Here is a 19,966-nt window from a genome sequence, read left to right as displayed (position 1 = left end):
GTTTACTTAACGTCGTTCAGTAAATTTTCATCAATCAGTCAACTTCATCCAGGCGCGATACTGCGCCACTTTCAGGAGTCGTCATGCAAGCCTTGGGAACAGTGGGATTATTCGGCGCCGCGGGCGCGGCAGGTCAAATCATTGCGGCCGCGCTGAGCGCGGCGGGCCGGGACTACCGGGTGGTCGGCCGCTCGCGCGCGCCGCTCGAGGCGGCTTTCGGCCATGACCCGCATGCGGAAATCGTCACGTGGAATCCGGACGATCCGGCTTCGATCGAGGCTGCGGCAGCCGGTTTGCAGACCGTGATCTATCTGGTGGGCATGCCCTACGATCAGTTCGCCTCGCATCCGCCGCTCATGGAAAAAACGCTCGCCGGCGTGACGGTCGCGGGTGTCGAGCGCTTCATTCTGATCGGCACCGTGTATCCGTACGGCCGCGCGCGCGGCAATCCGATTAGCGAAAATCATCCGCGTGAACCCCATACGTTCAAGGGCAAGATGCGGCTCGCGCAGGAAAATCTGGTGCTGGCGGCACACGGGCGCGCCAGCGGGGCGAGTCGCCTGTCGACGCTGGTGCTGCGCCTGCCGGATTTTTACGGCCCAGGCATCGAACGCAGTCTGCTGAATGGCGTGTTCGAGGGCGCGGCACACGGCAAGCGCGCGCAGATGATCGGGCCGGTGGATGTGCCGCACGAATTCATCTACCTGCCGGATATCGGACCGGTGGTCGAGAAGCTCACGCGTTCACCCGACGCATACGGCCGGTGGTGGCACCTGTCCGGCGCGGGGACGATCACGCAGCGGGACGTAGCGAGACAGGCCTATGCGCTCGCGGGCCGCGAGCCGAAGCTGATGGTCGCCGGCAAGACCATGCTGCGCATGCTCGGCCTTTTCAATCCGATGATGCGGGAACTGGTGGAGATGAACTACCTGATGACCGAACCGGTAGTGCTCGACGACTCGGCATTGACGAAGCTGATCGGCCCGATCGCAAAAACCTCATACGAGGAAGGTATCCGTCACGCTTTCGACGCAGCACGCGAGGCGGCATCCGTGAGCGCCGCCCCACATGGGGATACGGCAAAGGCGGCGAAGGTGGTGTGACTCGCCGCTTAAACCGCAACGTTGCCCGGCGGGAAATGGCCGCTCTTGAGCAGCACGGGTGTGCCATTGCTGATCTGCAAATGTTCGCGCGCAACCGCCTCGATATGCGGGCGCCCGGCGTCGAACGCGCGCATCCAGCCTTCGGGATCCTCTGAGTACGCGCCGAAGTGATCCTCGAGCGCCTCGACCGAGATCGCGCACGGCACCGATTCGCCGTCCACGAGCGCGGGAAACACAACCGTCAGATTGGAGTCGCGGTAAGCAGGCGCATCCGCGGGAAACCGAATTTCCATGGCCGCCTCATCAGAAGTATCCGGCAGAAAAGGGACGCCGGTGAAAACCGGCCGCCCCCGGAGATGCCCGTTATGGTACTCGCGCGGCTGGACCGCGGTCCAGCCTCCCTCGCCCTTCGGCCCGATGCCTCACACCGCGAGCAGATACGTTCTGCATGCGAGTCGATACGCCGTGATACGGCAAATTGCACTTGTGCCGCCTGCCTCTGTCGAACCGGTTCGACAGCACGTCCGTGCCGACGCAATGACGCCATTTCGAGTTCAGCGAGCACAATATGGGAAAATATTTTCTGAACAACCGCGAACTGCCTGAGCCGGATGCGGCGAACGCATGGTTTGCTTACGCCGAAAACCACGGCATCGACATTCCGAAAGCCATCAGCATCTGGGAAGACGCGGCCACCGAAAGCGGCACGGAAAGCCGCCGAATGGTTAGCGCGGCGGGCATCACGATCGAAACGGCTTAGCCTCCCAGGTGCTCACTGCCGGTGTGCGCGGCGGGTCTTGACACCTGAGTTGACACCCGAGGCGACACCCGAGTCTCGAACCCTATTTGAAAGGAAAACATCACGATGCATTTCATGACGCAACTGCGCCGCTCCGGCCGCTTCCGACCCAGCAGCGCCACGCTTGCTCTAGTTCGCCGGGCGTCCCTGTCTGCCGCCCTGCCCGCCGCCGTGCTGCTCGGTGTGAGCCTGAGCGGCTGCGCGTCGTCGAACACCACTTCGCTCATCAATCTGCCGAACGGCCAGACCGGCTTTGCAGTGAACTGCAGCGGCGCCGACGCCGCTTCGAGTTGGGCCTCGTGCTACGTGCAGGCCGGCAAGGCATGCGGCGCGACCGGCTACGACATCGTATCGAAAGACAACGACGAAGGCGGCGCAGCGGGTGGCAGCATCACGAACGTCGTCTCGGCCAATGTGAAAAACCGTTCGATGATCGTGCGCTGCAAGTAACGCTCAGTGGTGGCGCTCTGTGGCAAAGCTCAGTGCGCCTGCATCTTCGAGAACATGTTCAACACGGCGACCCCGGCAATGATCAGCCCGAGCCCGATGACGGCCGGCACGTCAGGCACCTGCCGGTACAGCACGACCGCGACCAGCGTAATCAGCACAATGCCGGCGCCGGACCACACCGCGTAGACGATGCCCACCGGAATAGTCTTGAGCGTGAGCGACAGGCAATAGAACGCGATGCCGTAGCCGATCACCACGACCGTTGCGGGCCACAACCGCGAAAAACCTTCCGACGCCCGCATAGCGGAGGTCGCGATGACTTCGGCGACGATCGCAATGGCGAGCAACGCGTAAGGAGGCATCCGCATCGGCTCAGGCCTTTGCAAGCGCGAGCTTGCTGTAGTCGTGACCGAGGTGGGCGCACAGCGCCTCCACCACCAGTTCGTGATCCGCGCGCTGCGGCAAACCGGATACCGTGATCGAGCCGATCACACCGGCTCCCGCCACCGTCAAGGGAAACGCGCCGCCATGAGACGCATATTCCGTGTTTGGCAAGGCGTGCTTGTCGGCGAGCGTGCTGCCCGCCTGTTGCATCTTCAAACCGATCGCGTACGAACTGCGCCGGAAATGCGCGACGGTGTTGCCCTTGCGGCGCGCCCAGTCGACGTTGTCCGGCGTCGCTCCGTTGAGCAGGCTGAAGAACAACGGCTGACCGAACGTGCGCACGTCGATGGCGGCGGCGATGCCGCGCGCCTTGGCGACCTCGTGCAGATAGGCACCCACCTGCCAAGCGCGGTCGGCATCGAATTGCGGGAACACCAGCGCGTGTTCCTGAGCGGCAATCACCTGTAGATCGTGTGCGATATCCATGGAGTTCAGAGCAAGGTGAGAAGTGAAGCGCGGGCCGTTGCACCGGCATCCGGACGCCGCGACGAGAACCTGGATTCTAGCGCAGCGTCTGTCGAGGGTCTTCCTGCATGCGACGCAGGCCATGCGCACCGCGACTTCGAAGCGCGCCACGCCTGGGAGGCGACGCCGCATTGGCATGGTTTGAAGCCGGTTCTTAAATAGCTATTGCGCTGGCTGTCGCTTTGTCCTATAATCTTTTCTTCGACGGACGCGGGGTGGAGCAGTCTGGCAGCTCGTCGGGCTCATAACCCGAAGGTCGTAGGTTCAAATCCTACCCCCGCAACCAAGTAGCGCTTAAGTCGCTAAAGCGGTTCGAAACGTCGAAACATCATCAAAGGCTTGCCCAACCGGCAGGCCTTTTTTGTTTTCTGCACCCTGTCTCTTCGCTTGGTTCTCCGCCTCCCGTTTGCGCGTTCTGCGCATCGATCGCACGTATTCTTCCCGTACCCCTTTCCTTCGCCGGATAAGCATCCAGACCGCTAGCAAGCCGGACCGCGCTCAGTAATGCAGCATCCGCCCCGACGCCTCGTCACCGTCGCCCTGATTGATCCGGACTCCAAACAGATCCCGCCTCAACGGCAGCGATCAGCACGCGCGCCCACGGGGGCCTGACCAGCGAAATACCTCACCCCGCACTCACTGGCGCACGCCGCCATGGCCCGCTCCCGGCAAAGCTCGCCCCAGTGATAAACTCCCATCACTCTTTCTCGTCCCCTTCCTATGAAATTCTGTTCTGTCTGCGGCCACGGCGTCAGCCTGAGCATTCCGCCGGGTGACAACCGCGAGCGCTTCGTATGCGGCAGTTGCGGCACGGTGCATTATCAGAATCCGCGCAACGTGGTCGGCACCGTTCCGGTCTGGGACGACAAAGTGCTGCTGTGCCGCCGCGCGATCGAACCGCGCTACGGCTACTGGACGCTGCCGGCAGGCTTCATGGAAATGGGCGAAACCACCGCCGAAGCGGCTTCGCGCGAAACGCTGGAAGAAGCCGGCGCGCGAGTCGAAGTCCAAAGCCTGTTCTCGCTGCTGAACGTGCCGCACGTGCACCAGGTGCATCTGTTCTATATGGCGCGGCTACTCGATCTCGACATCGCGGCCGGAGAGGAAAGCCTCGAGGTGAAACTCTTCGAGGAACGCGACATTCCGTGGGACGAGATCGCCTTCCCGACCGTCGGCCAAACCTTGCGTTTCTTTTTCGCCGACCGTGCCGCCGGCAGCTTCGGCCTGCATACGGGCGATATCTTCCGCTCGCTGCGCGAAGGTTGAGCGGCACGCATGGTTCCCTGGCTCGGACCTGACGATCCGTTTCCCGCCGTCGAGCGCGCGCTCGGCGCGACAAGCGGCGCACCCGGCCTGCTCGCCGCCAGCGGCGACCTGCTACCGTCGCGGCTGATCGACGCCTATCGGCGCGGCATCTTCCCGTGGTACTCGGACGGCCAGCCGGTCTTGTGGTGGAGTCCCGATCCGCGCATGATCCTGCGCCCCGCCGAGTTCAAACTGTCGCCGTCGCTGCGCAAGACGCTCAAGCGCGTGCTGCGCGAGGACGCATGGGAAATCCGCGTCGACCATGATTTCGCCTCCGTGATGCGCGCCTGCGCGCAGGCGCCACGGCACGGCCAGCGCGGCACGTGGATCACCGCCGACGTGGTCGAGGCGTATTCGTCGCTGCACAGAATGGGCGATGCGCACAGCATCGAAACCTGGTTTGAGGGCAAGCGCGTAGGCGGTTTGTACGGGGTGTCGTTCGGTCGGATGTTCTTCGGCGAATCGATGTTCGCTGAGGTCACCGATGCGTCGAAAATGGCGCTGGCCGCGCTCGTCGGACACTTGCGCCGTCACGAAATAGAAATGATAGACTGCCAGCAGAACACGTCGCATCTGGCGTCGCTGGGTGGTCGCGAGATAGCGCGCAAAGCGTTCATTGCGCATGTTCGCGCGTCTGTCGATGCACCGCCGATTCCCTGGCACTTCGACAAGAGCGTATTGCGCGATGTCGTCGCGCCGGCGGCGTAGGAAGAATCAGGCCGAATCCGGATCCGTCGCCCAGCGAGCCGCGGGTCACGAGCCGTCAGGCACGCCGGGTTTGCAACACCAGAGACGCTTCGAGAGCTGCCAACGTGACTCATCCCAACGAGCTGCCTCTTTCCCCGCTTTCCGCGCTGCAATTTTATGCAACAGCGCCCTATCCCTGCAGCTATCTGGATGGCCGCATCGCGCGTTCGCAAGTCGCCACGCCGAGCCATCTGATCAACTCCGACGTCTACACCGACCTCGTCAAAGCCGGCTTCCGGCGTTCGGGTGTGTTCACCTACCGCCCGTATTGCGACGGCTGCCGCGCCTGTGTGCCGGTGCGCGTGCCGGTCGATCAATTTCAGGCGAACCGCACGCAACGCCGCGTCTGGAAGAAGCACGGCGAACTGATCGCAACGGTCGCCCCGCTGCATTACGACGAAGAGCACTACGCGCTCTATATGCGCTATCAGTCGGCACGGCATGCCGGCGGCGGCATGGACCGCGACAGCCGCGATCAATACGAACAGTTCCTGCTGCAGAGCCGGATCAACTCGCGGCTCGTCGAGTTTCGCGAGCCGCTGCCGGATCATCCGGAAGCGCCGGGCATTCTGCGCATGATCAGCATGATCGACATCCTCGGTGACGGGCTCTCGTCGGTCTATACGTTTTTCGAACCGGGTCTGCCGCACACCAGCTTCGGCACCTACAACATCTACTGGCAAATCGAGCAGGCGAGGAGCCTCAAGCTGCCCTACGTGTACCTGGGCTACTGGATTCGCGAGAGTCCGAAGATGGTGTACAAGGCGAATTTCCGGCCGCTCGAAGGTTTGATCGACGGTGCCTGGAAAGTGCTCGATCCCGCCAGCATCGATCTGCCGCCGGTCGATCTGGCGATTCAGGGCCGGCGCGGACCGCTGCGGCCATAGCGTCTGCGGGCGATCGCGGCGTCCACGCCTTCGCGCCCCGTCCGGTTAGTCTCATTCATGCCTTAAAGCCGGTAAAATGGCGGGTTCCCATTTTTCGGCCGCCCGGCCTCGTCCCGTGTTCAGTTCCCTCTACCCGCTCGTACGCGCCCAACTCTTTCGCATGGACGCGGAAGACGCTCACCACCTGACCTTGCGCATGCTCGGCGCCGCCGGTCGCACCGGCCTTGCGGGCGTGCTCGCGCCACACGTGCCGGATGCGCCGCGCACCGTGATGGGGCTGACGTTCCGCAATCCGGTCGGGCTCGCGGCGGGACTCGACAAAGATGGCGCGTGCATCGACGGACTGGCTGCGCTCGGCTTCGGCTTCATTGAGGTGGGCACGGTCACGCCGCGCGCGCAGCCGGGCAATCCGCGCCCGCGCATGTTCCGCCTGCCGCAGGCGAATGCCGTGATCAACCGGATGGGCTTCAACAACGCGGGCGTCGACCAGTTCGTGAAGAACGTGCAGGCCGCGCGCTATCGCGGCATTCTCGGGCTGAACATCGGCAAGAACGCCGACACGCCGATCGAGCGCGCCGCCGAAGACTATCTGTACTGCCTCGAACGGGTGTACCCGTTCGCGAGCTACGTGACCGTCAACATCTCGTCGCCGAATACGAAGAATTTGCGCCAGCTGCAAGGCCCGGGCGAACTCGACGCGCTGCTCGCCGCCTTGAAGGACAAGCAGCAGCGACTGGCCGACATGCACGGCAAACTGGTGCCGCTCGCGCTGAAGATCGCGCCGGACCTCGACGACGAACAGATCAAATCGATCGCCGATACGCTGTTGCGCCACAAGTTCGAAGGCGTGATCGCCACCAACACCACGCTGTCGCGTACCGCCGTCACCGGCATGCAGTACGGCGACGAAGCCGGTGGCCTGTCGGGCAAGCCGGTGTTCGACGCGTCGAACGAAGTAATCCGCAAGCTGCGCACCGAAGTTGGCGAAACGGTGCCGATCATCGGCGTGGGCGGGATTTTCTCGGGCGAGGATGCGCGCGCGAAGCTGGCCGCGGGCGCCTCGCTGGTGCAGCTCTACACCGGTTTCATCTACCGCGGACCGGCGCTGGTTGCCGAATGCGCGCAGGCACTGCGCTAAGTGGCAGTGTGCGGGCGTCCGCGGGCCGTGCCTGGGCCGCCCGCCGCATCCTCACGGATTCCCCACCCATTCCGCATCAGTAATATAGACATAAACAAACGGTATTTACGTTTCGATAGTCTGCTTTGTTATGCTTTCGTCTGCTAAAACGCCAGACGAACAAAAAAGGAACACGATGAAATTTGGCTTGCTGAAGAAGTTGCTCGTCGCCGGCCTGATCGGCGCCTCATTCACCGCTGTCACCGCCCATGCGGACGACCTGCTCGACCAGGTCAAGCAACGCGGCACGCTGCGCATCGGTCTGGAAGGCACCTTCCCGCCGTTCAATTCGAAAGCGCCGTCGGGCGAACTGGTCGGCTATGACGTCGACATCGCCAAGGCCGTGGCCGCGAAGCTCGGCGTGAAGCCGGAATTCGTCACCACCGAGTGGAGCGGCATCATCGCCGGTCTGCAGGCGAACAAGTTCGACGTGATCGTCAACCAGGTCGGCATTACTGATGCGCGCAAGCAGGCGCTCGACTTCTCGCCGGCGTACACGTACTCGGCCGCGCAACTGATCCAGCGTCAGGACGACACGCGTCAGTTCAAATCGCTCGACGATCTGAAGGGCAAGAAGCTCGGCGTCGGTCTGGGCACGAACTACATGGACATGGCGAAGTCGGTGCCGGGCATCGATGTGAAGACGTATCCGGGCGCGCCTGAATACCTGCGCGATCTGTCCGCCGGCCGTCTGGACGCGGCGCTGAACGACCGTCTGATGCTTGCGTATCTGATGAAGAACTCGCAATTGCCGCTGCGCACGGGCGCGACGCTCGCCGCGGGCAACCCGTCGGGCATTCCGTTCAGGAAGGGCAATCCGAAGTTCGCCAAGGCGATCGACGAGGCGATGAGCCAGCTCGAAGCGGACGGCACGTTCTCGAAGATCTCGGACAAATGGTTCGGCATCGACGTCAGCAAGCCGATCAAGTAACACGTAACACGCGCGCCGGATGAAACGAAGGGCGGCATCGTCAATGATGCCGCCCTTCGCTTTTGTCTATGATGTGCGCTTTGCGCGCCAACTCTACCGACCGCTCATGTCCACCACTTCCCTGCTCGTCCAATCGCTTCCTGTGCTCGCACAGGGCGCCGTCCTGACGGTCAAGTTCGCGGTTCTGTCGATGATCTTCGGCCTCTTCGCCGGCGCCGTGCTCGCGGTGATGGGCATCAGCCATAACCGCGTGCTGAACTGGATCGCGCGCGTGTATGTCAGCCTGTTTCGCGGCACGCCGCTGCTGGTGCAGATCTTCGTGATCTATTACGGCTTGCCGAGTCTCGGCATTTCGCTCGACCCCACACCCGCGGGCGTGATCGCGTTGTCGGCGAACGTGGCGGCGTATCTGTCGGAAAGCATGCGCGGCGCGATTCTCGGCATTCCCAACGGCCAGTGGCTGGCCGCCTATAGCCTCGGACTCTCGCGACGCCAGACGCTGCGCTACGTGATCGCGCCGCAAGCCTTGCGCATTGCCGTGCCGAGTCTGTCGAACAGCTTGATCAGCCTGATCAAGGATACGTCGCTGGTATCGGTGATTACCGTGACCGAACTGCTGCGCAGCGCGCAGGAGATCATCGCGTCGACCTATCAGCCGCTGCCGCTGTATCTCGCGGCAGCCGCGGTGTACTGGGTGCTGTGCCAGGTGCTCGAGTGGGTGCAGCATTGGTACGAAAAGCGCCTGGCGCTACCGTCGCGCCACTGAGCCCCCGCACCTCGTCGCCACCCTACCGGCTGGCGGCGAGCGACGCCGCATCCAGCGGCGCGGCGAAGCGCTCGAAGCGCGGTTTGTAGAAGTGATCCGGGTCGAGCGAGAACGCGACATGGCGCGTGCGGCCCATCAGTTCCTTGCGCGGAAAGAAGCCGAAGTAACGCGAGTCGGCGCTGTTGTCGCGATTGTCGCCGAGCATCAGATATTCGCCTCGCGGCACGACCACCGGTCCGAACGAATTACGCGGACTCGGCGCCTCGGGCGCAAGCCGCACCGTGTGCGCAACGCCGTCGAAGCGCTCGGTCAGATAGTCGCCACGTGTGGCTGCATCGCCGGGCAGCGGCTTCAGGTGTAGCGGCCGGTAATCCGCGCGCACACCGTTCACGTACAGCACGTTGTTGCGCATGGCGACGCTGTCGCCGGGCAAGCCGATCAGACGCTTGACGATCAACTCATGTGCGGCGGAAGAATCGACCGTGACGATATCGCCGCGCTGCGGATCGTGCAGATGCGCGATCGTAATGTGGGTGAGCGGTACGCGCAGATCGTAGGCCATCTTGTCGACGAAAATCCGGTCGCCTTCGCGAATTGTCGGCAACATCGACCCGCTCGGCACGACGTTCCAGTCGGCCACGGCGCTGCGGAACAGCACCATCAGAAACAGAAAGGCGACGAGGCTCTTGTTATCGCGCCACAGTTTTCCAAGCATGCGCATCGCAGGCGGCTCCAGTGGAAGGGGAATCGAAAGCTGGGGCACGTGGCCCTTTTTTCGAGTCCGCGCGCCCGTGCAAATCGTACCACCGCCGCTGAAAGCACCGCAGCAACGCGCCCTCACTCGCCCGCGAACTTAAGCCCCAACGCGGCGCGCGCGGCGTCGGCCATTTCGATCATCTGCAGCGACTTGCTATGCGGCATCAGCGGGCTCTCGATCTGCCCCGCCCGAATCAGTTCGCAAAAGTGCGCGGTTTCGTAGTTCAGGCCGCCGCCCTCGAACGATTCGTCGAGTTCGACCACGCGACCGTCGGCGTAGCGGATCGTCGCGCGTGCCGGATTCCACCAGGGTTCATGAATCGTGACATGCCCGCCGGTGGCCATCAGCAACGCGTCGCCCTTGCCGTGCAGGTCAAGTCCGCAAAACAGCTGGGCGATCCCGCGCTCATGCTGGCTATTCAGGCTCGCGAACGTATCGACGCCGGTCTTGCCGAGCCGCCCGAGCGTCTGCACTTCGCGCGGCGCACCGAGCCAGTCGACCGCGAGAAACATCTCATAGACGCCGATATCGAGCAGCGCGCCGCCCGCATGCTCGAACGACAGCGACGGATGATCGTCCGGCACCCCTGGCACCGAACAGCCGGCACGCACAAGTCCGACCTCGCCGATCGGCTCGGCATCCAGATGCGCGCGCAACGTTCTGTAGAGCGGATAAAACGGCGGCTTCATGGCTTCCATGAAAAGCCGTTGCTTCGCGCGCGCGACGTCGAGCACGCGCTCGAGTTGCGGCTTGTTGATGGTGGCGGGCTTTTCGCACAGCACGTGCAAACCGGCTTGCAGCGCGGCGATTGCGTAGTCGGCGTGACTGTCCTGGACGGTGGCGATATACAGCGCGTCGATACCGCTCGCGAGCAATGCGTCGAAACTCGCGCGCACCTCGCCGCCGAATTCTCCGGCGAAGGCAAAGGCGGGTTCCGCGCGACGCGACCACAGCGCGGTCAGTTGCGCCTGCGGCACGTGAGCGAGTCCAAGAGCGAAACGACGGGCAATGCGGCCCGTCCCGACAATCCCCCAGCGAATCATGTCGCGAGAGGAGGTTTCTTGCGTTGCGATTGTCATCGTTCCTTCGAGTCCGTGCAGTTCAGAACAGGCGCTATTGTGACGCAAGCCGCGCGCGTGCGCGGGCATGCTGCCGCACTGTTCGTACTGCAAGGTCCCTGCCGGAAAGTAATTCGGGCCACCGCCATAGCCAGCGCATTCAGTCGCGCATCGGCGGCTCAGAAGTGAACTTGCTGCCGAGCTCTTCCGAGGTGTAGTCGATCATCGCCAGCGAGGCGATTTCCGCTTCCCTCGGATCGCGCCGTTCGATCGCTTCGACCACGCGTTGATGCGTGTTCACCGCCTTCTCCCACAACCCTTCCTTCTGACTCACGATCGGGTTGACGGTCGACAGCGCCCCGCGAATGATCGCCGCCATCTGCTTGAAGAACTGATTGGCGCTCGCCACCACGATGCGCGCGTGGAAGAGTTCGTCGGCGGCCTGGTAGCCGGCTTCGCCCGGCCGGATCACGCGAAACGCCTCGAAGGCCTCGCGAATCGCCGCGATGTCGGCGGCACTGCCCCGCCCGGCCGCCTGCGCCGAGGCGCGCGGTTCGATCAGGATGCGAAACTCGATCACGTCGCGCAGAAACAGCGGATCGGGTTTCGCGCGAAAACGCCAGTTCACGACGTCTTCGTCGATCATTCGCCAATCGCTCATCGGCCGGATGCGCGTGCCGATCTTGGGCCGCACGTCCAGCATGTCGCGCGCGAGCAGCATCGACAGCGCCTCGCGCATGACGGTGCGGCTGACGTCGAACTCCTTCGACAGCACGTCCTGCGGCGGCAGGATGGCGCCGTATTTCTCTTCGACAATGCCGGTCACGAGTCCATCCATGACTTTGCTGACCAGCGATCGATCCTTATTTGCCTGTTCCATGACCCTCTCCCCGAAGCGGGGTTTGCCCCCGCGTAGCCTGTTGATGAACCGGCCCTGATGTGTCGTTTTATCGATGCGTATTGGTTCTCTTACGATACGTTGCTAGCTTCGAAACGGTTGCGCCAGTTGGGAAACGTCCTGAGAGGGTTATCCCTCTGAAGAATTGTTTCTTCCATGTAACGCCGCATGTTTTGACGGGCCATAAGCTTGCGTCTCAAGCGTGCCTGCGCTGCAAAATTTGCATTGTGCGAAGACGCACGTAGTGAATCGAATTGTCTGATCCTCGCCCCTTGGGCGGTTCCGGACCGGCAAGCGTGTCTCAAAGCGGTGTGGCCACCGACGCATAGCGCCCGCCAAAGAAGATCAGCGGCGCGTGTTCGTCGAGCGAGAACACCAGCACTTCGCCGACAAACAGCGTGTGGTCGCCGCATGGATGCCGGTCGACCATGCGCGCCGCGAATCGGGCCGCGGCATGCTCGAGCAGCATCACGTCAGGCAAGCCGTCCACCGGCGCGAAGTGCGGCGCGAACCGGCTCTGCGGCTCGCCGGCAAAGTGCCGGCTATGGGGCTCCTGCGCATCGGACAACACGCTCACGCCGAACCTCGCGCTGTTCATCAGACGCTCGTGCATGCGCGCTCGGTGCCCGACCGACACGACGATCAACGGTGGTTTAAGTGAACCAGACATGAAGGCATTAGCGGTCATGGCGTGCATCGCGTCGCCACTGCCGGTCGAAATGACGACGACGCCGGTGGCGAAGCGCCCCAGCGCATGACGGAAATGGCGCTCGTCGAAGCTCGACACGTTCAGGTTCGCCGCGTTGGCGCGTCCCGCATCCGCGCCTCCTGCGTTTTGCGCCTGCCGTGTCTGAGCGGTATTCACGTCGTTACAGGAGTTCGGACGTATCGACGAACGCCATGCCATCGCGCTCGCGGCGCCGCGTTCCGAAGAGCGGCTGGCTGCCGCGCACCTGGCGCGTCAGTCCGATGAACGGCACGCCATGTTCGAGGTACGGCCCTTCCGTCTTGCGAAAGCCGAATTGCTCGTAGAAGTCGCGCAAGCCGAGCGGCGCGCTCACGCGCGTGGCGTGTCCCGGCCAACGCTCGGCGATCGCCTGCAGCACGCGCTCGAGCAACAGTTCGGCGGTGCCGTCGCCACGCCGCAGCGGGCTCGTCAGCACCTTGTCGATGGTGATTTCCGGATCTTCGGCGTCGCCGGGCTGCAGGCGTGCGTAGGCCAGGATCGGCATGGGCCGCGTCATATCCTCGACCGCGAAGACGTGCAGCGCGGTCTCGTCCCGGCCATCGGCGTCAAGACAGACGTGCGATTGCTCGACCACGAAGACCGCACTGCGCGCCCGCAAGATCAGATACAACTCGCGTGCCGAAAGCTGCTCGAAATCCAGCGTTTTCCAATTCATCACATTCCCCAGCGGTAATAAGTTCAGCGAGGGCGGCGTCGCACGCCGCTCCCGACGGTCTGAGTCAACACGCCCGCCTGTTGTCATGGCTACACGGTACGTCCGCGAAACGCGTGTTTCCGTGCGGCATCGCACTGACGCTGGGCTTTGCCGATTCTTAAATACAAGGCGTCGGGGCGTGGTATGCCCCGTTCGTTTTTCGCCAGCAACACTCGAGAGACCGTTCACCAACAAGGGGGCACCCCAATATGAAAACAGCTCTGCGTCGAATCCTTTCCGAATCGGCCCGTCTCGACGTCTCGCCGGACGCTCTGGCCGACGACGCCGACCTCTACGCCGCGGGCCTGTCTTCGCTCGCGACCGTCCACCTGATGCTGGCCATCGAAGACGAATTCGACATCGAAATTCCGGACCGCATGCTGACGCGCCGGTTGTTCTCCAGCATCGATTCGATGGCCGCCGCGGTCACCGAACTGCAACAGGCGAAGGCGGCGGCATGACCGCCCCGCTGCTGGACACGTCCTCGGCGACGGTGCCGCTCGCCGACCCGGGCGTCGTGCTGAGCGCGGTGGAAACCGAACCCGGGTGGCGTGCGGCGGCGCAGCGCTGCGCCGCCGTGGCCGCGCAGTTCGCCGATGCAGTGGACCGCGAAGCGCGCTTTCCTCAGGAGGCTTTCGAGGCGCTCAGGCGCGAACGTTTGCTGTCGGCGATGGTGCCGGCCGCGTTCGGCGGCGCGGGCCTCTCGCTTGCGGATATCGGTGCGATCTGCGAAACGCTCGCGCAGGGCTGCGCCTCCACCGCGATGGCGTACGCGATGCATCAGATCCAGGTGGCCTGCATCGAGGCGCACGGCAGCGACTCGGCATGGCAGCGGCAGTTGCTCGCGCGCCTCGCTGAACATCAATGGCTGCTGGCTTCGGCGACGTCTGAAGAAACCATCGGCGGCAATATGCGCACCAGCGCCTGTTCGGTCGAGCTCGACGGCGAGCCGGGCCAGCAGCGCTTTCGCATCGAAAAGCTCGCGCCGACGATCTCGTACGGCGCGCACGCCGACGGCATTCTGGTCACCGCGCGGCGCACCGCCGAATCGGCCGCCGCCGATCAGGTGCTGATCGTCGCGTTACGCGAAGAAACGCAGCTGGAAAAACGCGGCGGCTGGGATTCGATGGGCATGCGCGGCACGTGCAGCGAGGGCTTCCGCCTCGTTGCCACGGGTCTCGCCGAGCAGATTCTGCCGACTCCCTTCGCCGATATTGCCGATCAGACCATGCTGCCGGTCTCGCACACGCTGTGGGCCTCCGTCTGGACGGGCGTCGCCGCCGACGCGGTGAATCGCGCAAAAGCTTTCTTCCGTGCGCAAGCGCGCTCGACACCCGGCTCGATTCCACCGGCCGGCCTGCGTCTCGCCGAAGCGGTCGGCCTGCTGCAGATGATGCAGGCACGCCTCTCCGTTGCGTTCGACGCAGCGCGCAGCGCCCACCACGCGCGGCACGGCGGCTCGCAGGCCGATGCGCCGCTCTCGGCCATGCTCGGCTTCGCCTCCGACATGAACACGCTGAAGACCAGCGTCTCGACCACCGCGCTGCAGGTCGTGCAGGAAGTGCTGATGATCTGCGGCATGGCGGGTTACAAGAACGGCACGGAATACAGCGTGGGACGTCACCTGCGCGACCTCTACTCCGCGCCGCTCATGATCAACAACGACCGCATCGCGCAGAACACCGCGAGCCTGTTGCTCGCGCAGCGTCCTGCCGCCCCGGGGAGAGCCTGACATGAACACGATGACCGACACCGCCGCGCTGGCAACAGCAGCGGCAACGGCCGCTTCCGCTCAGAAACCCGCGGCGCCGACATTCCGCGACGAACTGCTCGCCACCGGTCTCCTGATCGATACCGGTGAAAACGGCCTGTATGGCCGCAGCCAGATTTTCGAAGACGTGGTGGATCGTCTGAACGTGGCAATCACGCATCTCGGCGCGGACCAGCAGCCGGAAGTGCTGCGCTTTCCGCCCGCCATGCGCCGCACCGATTTCGAAGACAGCGAGTATCTGAAGAGCTTTCCGAACCTCGCCGGCACAATCCATTCGTTCTGCGGCAACGACCTGGGCCACCACCGCCTGCTGCGCGCACTCGACGACGCCATGACCGAACGCGACGACGACCGCAGCGACGAATGGATGGCGCAGCAGAAACCGACTCGCGTGGTGCTCACGCCGGCCGCCTGCTATCCGATCTATCCGGTGATGGCGCGACGCGGCCCGCTGCCCGCCGACGGCCGCACCATCGACGTGCTGTCGTACTGCTTCCGCCACGAACCCTCGCTCGATCCGGGCCGCATGCAGATGTTCCGGCAACGCGAATACGTGCGCCTCGGCAACGCCGAACAGGTGATGGCATTCCGGCAGATGTGGGTGGAACGCGGCTCGCTGCTGATTACGCTGCTGCAACTGCCGGTGGAAGTGGATCTCGCCAACGACCCGTTCTTCGGCCGCGGCGGCAAGATCGTGGCCGATAGCCAGCGTGCCCAGGCGCTCAAGTTCGAACTGCTGATTCCGATCGCGAGCCCGGACGGCAAAACCGCGTGCCTCTCGTTCAACTATCACATGGAGCACTTCGGCGCGATCTGGAAGATCGCCTGCGAAGACGGCGCGGTGGCGCACACGGGTTGCGTGGGCTTCGGCATGGAGCGCATTACGCTCGCGATATTCCGTCATCACGGGCTCGACGTCAACGCATGGCCGGACGACGTGCGCGCGCTGTTGTGGGGCGACACCGGGGCATGCGTGGCGCGGGGCATGCAGAGCATGCGGCCGGCGTCCATGGCGGATTCGCAGGGTGACGGAGAGAGCGCCGGAGATGGCGTATGAATCCATCCTTGATCCCCACGCCAAAGGGCGGGAAATCGGCCTTCCCGTTGTCCCGCCGGCTCGATCTGCCGGCTCAGGACGGCACGGCCGCGGCCGCCACGCCGCCGCTGCGCCAGCACGCGCCGCACGCGCTGCACCAGGGCGAGCGTGTGTGGCAGGAGACCAACTGTTACGTAGACCTGTGGATCGAACTGCTGCACGGCTTCGGGCTCGATCCGCGCGCGGCGCTCGGCTTTACCGTCACGCAGGACTTCGAAGGCGATCAGTTCACGTTCTTCAAATTCCCGCTCGAAGACCTCGAGCGGCTGTACGGCACCCAGGTGCAGGAACTGGCGATCTACGACTCACTCGAAGCCCGTGTGCTCGCGCAGACTCTGCGCGGCCATACCGTGCTGGTGGAAGTAGATGGCTTTTATCTGCCAAATACGCGGGCCACGTCGTATCGGCGCGAGCATCCGAAAACCACCATCGGTATCGACTTCATCGATCCCGCGGCGGGCCGCCTCGGCTATTTCCACAACACCGGCTATCACCTGCTCGAGGGCGAAGACTACGACGGCGTGTTTCGCAAGCTGCCGCAATTCGCGCAGCAGCCCGATCTGCTGTTTCCGTATGTTGAATTCGCCAAACAGGTTCGGCCCGCCCTGGAAGGCACCGTGCTCGCCGAAGCATCGGCGGAATTGTTGTGTGCGCATCTAAACCGGCGGCCGCTGATCAATCCGATCTCGCAGTGGCGCGAAGCGTTTCCCGCGCATCTCGAGACGCTGCTCGAACGCGGCGAGGCGTTTTTCCACCCGTACTCGTTCAACCTGATGCGGCAGCTCGGCGCGAACTTCGAATTTCTCTCGAAGTATCTCTTGTGGCTCTCCGCGCAAGGCTTCGAGATGCCGGAGTCGATCGTGACGGCGGCGCAGAGCATCGCGTCGGAATCGATGGTGATGCAGTTCCGGCTGGTGCGGGCTATCACGCGTAAACGTCGCGATTCGTGTGAAGACTGTTTCGACGTACTCGAAAGCGCCTACGAAAAGACGCTGCTGCCGCTTGCCGCGCTTGCGCTGTGACGCGTTCCGACCTCTGGCCACAACAACTCGACACCGGCTGGCAGTGCGTCAGCACCCCAGCCGGCGCATGCGCCTCTCCCGCCGACTTACCCACGCAAGGCTGGCTCGCCGCACAAGTACCCGGCACGGTGGCGGGCGCGCGCCGTACCGCGGGCCTGCTGGACATCGCGAATCCACCGCCGCTCGCTTTCGACGATCACTGGTACCGGCTCACGCTGACCGGCACCGGCAAACGCCGCTTGCGCCTGCATGGCCTCGCCACGCTTGCTGAAGTCTGGCTCGACGGCACCAAGTGCCTCGACTCCGATTCGATGTTCGTCGCGCACGATCTCGACATCGAACTGCACGGCAACGCAACTCTCGCGCTGTGCTTCCGTTCGCTGACACCGGCGCTGGCGGCCAAGCGCTCACGCGCGCGCTGGCGGCCGCGGCTCGTTACGCCGTCCACCTTGCGCAACGTGCGCACCACGCTGCTCGGTCATATGCCGGGATGGTGTCCATCGGTGCAAGCAGTCGGCCCATGGCGGCCGATTGAACTATTGAGCGACGCGCCGCACGCATTCGATACGCTCGATCTGAGGAGCCGCCTCGAAGACAACGACGGCGTTGTTTCGCTGACGCTACATTTTCTTCATCCGCATGACGTCGACGCGTGCAACGCTTCGTTGAATTGCGGTGGCTCTGTTTCGTCTTTGCAATGGAGTGATGCATATACACTGACCGGTAGTGTGCGTGTTCCCCATGCCGAACGCTGGTGGCCTCACACGCACGGCGAGCCCACTTTATATCCTCTGACGTTGCAGCTTGATGACGCGCGCGAGATATCCCATTCATTGGGATCGATCGGCTTTCGCAGCATCGAAGCGGATCGCGGCGTGGACTGTACGGGCTTCGCATTGCGCGTAAATGGCACGCCGGTGTTCTGTCGCGGCGCGTGTTGGACCAGCGCTGACCTCGTCACGCTGGGCGGCACCGAGGCGCAACTGCGCCATGCGTTCACACTCGCCCGCGATGCGGGCATGAACATGATGCGAGTCGGCGGCACGATGGTGTACGAGTCCGACGCCTTCTATGCGCTCGCCGACGAATACGGCCTGCTCGTCTGGCAAGACTTCGCACTGGCGAATTTCGACTACCCGAACGATGCCGCCTTCAGCCCTTCCATCGAACGAGAAGCGACACAGTTTCTGACCCGCACGCGGCGCTTTGCATCGCTTGCGGTGCTGTGCGGCGGCAGCGAAGTCGACCAGCAGGCGGCCATGTTCGGCCTGCCGGCTTCGATGCGCGCGCAACCACTTTTCACCGAGCTGTTACCCGCCGTGGTCGCGCGCGAACGGTCAGATGTACCGTATGTGAGCAACTCGCCCTCAGGCGGCGCGTGGCCGTTTTCAACTAATGAAGGTATTACGCACTACTACGGCGTGGGCGCCTATCAACGCCCGCTCGACGACGTGCGCCGCTCGCAGGTCCGTTTCGCCGCCGAATGCCTCGCCTTCGCCAATGTGCCGGACAGCGCCACCTTGCACGACGCGCGCGGCACGCACGGCGCGCTCCATCCGCACGATCCGCGCTGGAAAGCCGCTGTACCGCGCGACCCCGGCGCCGGCTGGGATTTCGACGACGTGCGCGACCATTATCTTCAGACGCTTTACGGAATCGAGCCGGCGCGCTTGCGTTACGAAGATCCGGAGCGCTATCTGGAAGTGTCACGCGCGGTAGTCGCCGAGCTGATGAGCGACGTGTTCGCCGAATGGCGGCGCGCGGGCTCGACATGCGGCGGCGCCCTGGTCTGGCAGCTCCAGGACCTGCGCACCGGCGCGGGCTGGGGCGTGATCGACGCCACAGGGAGGCCTAAAAGCGCCCTGCACGGGCTCGCGCAAACGTTGCAACCCATCCAGCTGCTCATCACCGACGAGGGCCTTAACGGCCTCGATATTCATCTGCTGAACGAACGTGCTCAACCGTTGCACGCACAACTGGATCTGGTCTGTCTACGCGACGGCTGTGTCAAGGTCGTGTCGGCCAGCCGCGCGGTCGAACTGGCGCCGCACAGCACGCAGCGTATCGGCGCGGCGGAATGCCTCGGCCAGTTCTTCGATTTCACGCACGCGTACCGCTTCGGCCCGCGCGCTCACGACGTCACGATTGCAACACTGCGCGATCCGGCGAGCGGCCGGATCGTGTCGGAAGCGGTTCATCTGCCGGAGCGGCGCGCCAGCGAGCGCCACGATCTCGGCCTGACCGTTCACGCCGAGCGCACCGCCGACGGCTGGCAGCTGATCATCGAAGCGAAGCGCTTTGCGCGCTTCGTTCATGTCATTGACACGCATTACCGCGCCGGGCACGACTGGTTCCATCTTCCGCCGAACCGCCCTTGCGTTGTAACACTTCGCCCCGTTGAAGAACTCGTTGCACGTGCATCTAATGCGGTGATTAAAGCTGACGCAACATGTGTGGCGCCCGCCGGCGAAGTCCGCGCGCTCAATGCGATATCCGCCACGTTCTACGGTTGAATGTCGTCCCTGAACTAACTATCCCGCAGAAACGCATAAAACCTCGCGCTGCGCGAACCACCTGTCTGGTCTGCGGAATCACTGTTGGTTTATTCGCGACTTTCCGGTCTTCAAAAAGGACACTTCGTACTGCTCCGCACGCAGCGCATGGAACACATCTGAATCAATTCCGGCACATCTTGGACGGCCCTCTCAAACGCATACGCAAGGGCGATGTCATCTCTGAGACACCTGGGGCAAAGCGATGCTCATCAAGCGCTAACCCAATCCGATCAAGGACTTGGCTCGAATAAAAATACCCTTCGAAGGGGGCGTGCGTTAAGCGGGCGTTGTAC

The 19,966-nt window shown here is 63.6% G+C and carries 22 protein-coding genes and 1 tRNA gene; 15 read left to right on the top strand and 8 right to left on the bottom strand.

The window, feature by feature from the left end:
* Positions 1-83 precede the first annotated feature (83 nt).
* Complete coding sequence (locus tag B0G76_RS08925) at positions 84-1,103, top strand: NAD-dependent epimerase/dehydratase family protein (RefSeq protein WP_120291409.1); 1,020 nt, start codon at positions 84-86, stop codon at positions 1,101-1,103.
* Between the two features lie 8 nt (positions 1,104-1,111).
* Here B0G76_RS08925 and B0G76_RS08920 read toward each other — a convergent pair whose 3' ends face one another.
* Positions 1,112-1,396, bottom strand: coding sequence for a DUF1488 domain-containing protein (locus B0G76_RS08920; protein ID WP_120291407.1), 285 nt, complete (start codon positions 1,394-1,396; stop codon positions 1,112-1,114).
* 275 nt (positions 1,397-1,671) lie between these two features.
* Between B0G76_RS08920 and B0G76_RS08915 the strand changes: the two genes are divergently transcribed.
* Entirely contained in the window at positions 1,672-1,863 is a 192-nt protein-coding gene (locus tag B0G76_RS08915; protein WP_120291405.1) for a hypothetical protein, read from the top strand.
* A 105-nt stretch (positions 1,864-1,968) separates the two neighbouring features.
* On the top strand, positions 1,969-2,352 hold the full coding sequence (locus tag B0G76_RS08910) for a hypothetical protein (RefSeq protein ID WP_120291403.1): 384 nt from the start codon (positions 1,969-1,971) through the stop codon (positions 2,350-2,352).
* A 29-nt stretch (positions 2,353-2,381) separates the two neighbouring features.
* On the opposite strand, the gene B0G76_RS08905 is transcribed toward B0G76_RS08910, so the two are convergent.
* Positions 2,382-2,714: a DMT family transporter gene (locus B0G76_RS08905; protein ID WP_409076748.1), complete on the bottom strand. Its 333-nt coding sequence runs from the start codon at positions 2,712-2,714 to the stop codon at positions 2,382-2,384.
* Positions 2,715-2,724: 10 nt separating this feature from the next.
* Positions 2,725-3,222: a heme-degrading domain-containing protein gene (locus tag B0G76_RS08900; RefSeq protein WP_120291399.1), complete on the bottom strand. Its 498-nt coding sequence runs from the start codon at positions 3,220-3,222 to the stop codon at positions 2,725-2,727.
* Positions 3,223-3,470: 248 nt separating this feature from the next.
* Between B0G76_RS08900 and B0G76_RS08895 the strand changes: the two genes are divergently transcribed.
* From B0G76_RS08895 to B0G76_RS08865, 7 genes are all read left to right on the top strand, one after another.
* A tRNA-Met gene (locus tag B0G76_RS08895) sits at positions 3,471-3,547 on the top strand.
* A gap of 434 nt (positions 3,548-3,981) precedes the next feature.
* Complete coding sequence (locus B0G76_RS08890) at positions 3,982-4,527, top strand: NUDIX hydrolase (RefSeq protein ID WP_013339039.1); 546 nt, start codon at positions 3,982-3,984, stop codon at positions 4,525-4,527.
* Between the two features lie 9 nt (positions 4,528-4,536).
* Complete coding sequence (gene aat, locus B0G76_RS08885; RefSeq protein WP_120291397.1) at positions 4,537-5,274, top strand: leucyl/phenylalanyl-tRNA--protein transferase; 738 nt, start codon at positions 4,537-4,539, stop codon at positions 5,272-5,274.
* Positions 5,275-5,378: 104 nt separating this feature from the next.
* A complete protein-coding gene (locus B0G76_RS08880) occupies positions 5,379-6,200 on the top strand; it encodes an arginyltransferase (protein WP_120291395.1) in 822 nt (273 codons plus the stop codon).
* A gap of 76 nt (positions 6,201-6,276) precedes the next feature.
* Positions 6,277-7,338 (top strand): quinone-dependent dihydroorotate dehydrogenase, encoded by a 1,062-nt coding sequence (locus B0G76_RS08875; protein ID WP_183082013.1) that lies wholly within the window; start codon positions 6,277-6,279, stop codon positions 7,336-7,338.
* Between the two features lie 175 nt (positions 7,339-7,513).
* Positions 7,514-8,308: a cystine ABC transporter substrate-binding protein gene (locus tag B0G76_RS08870; protein WP_120296259.1), complete on the top strand. Its 795-nt coding sequence runs from the start codon at positions 7,514-7,516 to the stop codon at positions 8,306-8,308.
* A 106-nt stretch (positions 8,309-8,414) separates the two neighbouring features.
* Positions 8,415-9,074, top strand: coding sequence for an amino acid ABC transporter permease (locus B0G76_RS08865; protein ID WP_120296258.1), 660 nt, complete (start codon positions 8,415-8,417; stop codon positions 9,072-9,074).
* Positions 9,075-9,096: 22 nt separating this feature from the next.
* Here B0G76_RS08865 and lepB read toward each other — a convergent pair whose 3' ends face one another.
* The 5 genes from lepB to B0G76_RS08840 all read right to left on the bottom strand — a co-directional run bounded on the left by lepB (position 9,097) and on the right by B0G76_RS08840 (position 13,190).
* Entirely contained in the window at positions 9,097-9,795 is a 699-nt protein-coding gene (gene lepB, locus B0G76_RS08860) for a signal peptidase I (protein ID WP_120291391.1), read from the bottom strand.
* 116 nt (positions 9,796-9,911) lie between these two features.
* Positions 9,912-10,910 carry a Gfo/Idh/MocA family protein gene (locus B0G76_RS08855; RefSeq protein ID WP_120296257.1) on the bottom strand — a complete coding sequence of 333 codons (999 nt, stop codon included), beginning with the start codon at positions 10,908-10,910 and terminating at the stop codon, positions 9,912-9,914.
* 139 nt (positions 10,911-11,049) lie between these two features.
* Positions 11,050-11,769 (bottom strand): FadR/GntR family transcriptional regulator, encoded by a 720-nt coding sequence (locus tag B0G76_RS08850; RefSeq protein WP_120291389.1) that lies wholly within the window; start codon positions 11,767-11,769, stop codon positions 11,050-11,052.
* Positions 11,770-12,088: 319 nt separating this feature from the next.
* Positions 12,089-12,580, bottom strand: coding sequence for a flavin reductase family protein (locus B0G76_RS08845; RefSeq protein ID WP_259460814.1), 492 nt, complete (start codon positions 12,578-12,580; stop codon positions 12,089-12,091).
* A 76-nt stretch (positions 12,581-12,656) separates the two neighbouring features.
* Positions 12,657-13,190 carry a GNAT family N-acetyltransferase gene (locus B0G76_RS08840; protein ID WP_120291387.1) on the bottom strand — a complete coding sequence of 178 codons (534 nt, stop codon included), beginning with the start codon at positions 13,188-13,190 and terminating at the stop codon, positions 12,657-12,659.
* A gap of 248 nt (positions 13,191-13,438) precedes the next feature.
* Here B0G76_RS08840 and B0G76_RS08835 point away from each other — a divergent pair, with 248 nt between their 5' ends.
* From B0G76_RS08835 to B0G76_RS08815, 5 genes are read left to right on the top strand one after another with little or no spacing between them, the layout of a single operon-like run.
* Entirely contained in the window at positions 13,439-13,690 is a 252-nt protein-coding gene (locus B0G76_RS08835) for an acyl carrier protein (protein ID WP_120291385.1), read from the top strand.
* Positions 13,687-14,961 (top strand): acyl-CoA dehydrogenase family protein, encoded by a 1,275-nt coding sequence (locus B0G76_RS08830; RefSeq protein WP_120291383.1) that lies wholly within the window; start codon positions 13,687-13,689, stop codon positions 14,959-14,961. The genes B0G76_RS08835 and B0G76_RS08830 overlap by 4 nt, the downstream gene beginning before the upstream one ends.
* A 1-nt stretch (position 14,962) precedes the next feature.
* Complete coding sequence (locus B0G76_RS08825) at positions 14,963-16,057, top strand: amino acid--[acyl-carrier-protein] ligase (RefSeq protein ID WP_120291381.1); 1,095 nt, start codon at positions 14,963-14,965, stop codon at positions 16,055-16,057.
* Positions 16,054-17,118, top strand: a complete 1,065-nt coding sequence (locus B0G76_RS08820) for a DUF1839 family protein (RefSeq protein ID WP_120291379.1) — start codon at positions 16,054-16,056, stop codon at positions 17,116-17,118. The genes B0G76_RS08825 and B0G76_RS08820 overlap by 4 nt, the downstream gene beginning before the upstream one ends.
* A complete protein-coding gene (locus tag B0G76_RS08815; RefSeq protein WP_120291377.1) occupies positions 17,115-19,631 on the top strand; it encodes a glycosyl hydrolase 2 galactose-binding domain-containing protein in 2,517 nt (838 codons plus the stop codon). The genes B0G76_RS08820 and B0G76_RS08815 overlap by 4 nt, the downstream gene beginning before the upstream one ends.
* The last annotated feature ends 335 nt before the right edge of the window (positions 19,632-19,966 follow it).

Origin of the sequence: Paraburkholderia sp. BL23I1N1, assembly GCF_003610295.1 — a bacterium.
GTDB lineage: Bacteria > Pseudomonadota > Gammaproteobacteria > Burkholderiales > Burkholderiaceae > Paraburkholderia.
Note: the sequence above shows the minus strand (reverse complement) of the source record. Positions and strands in the feature narration are given on the sequence as shown.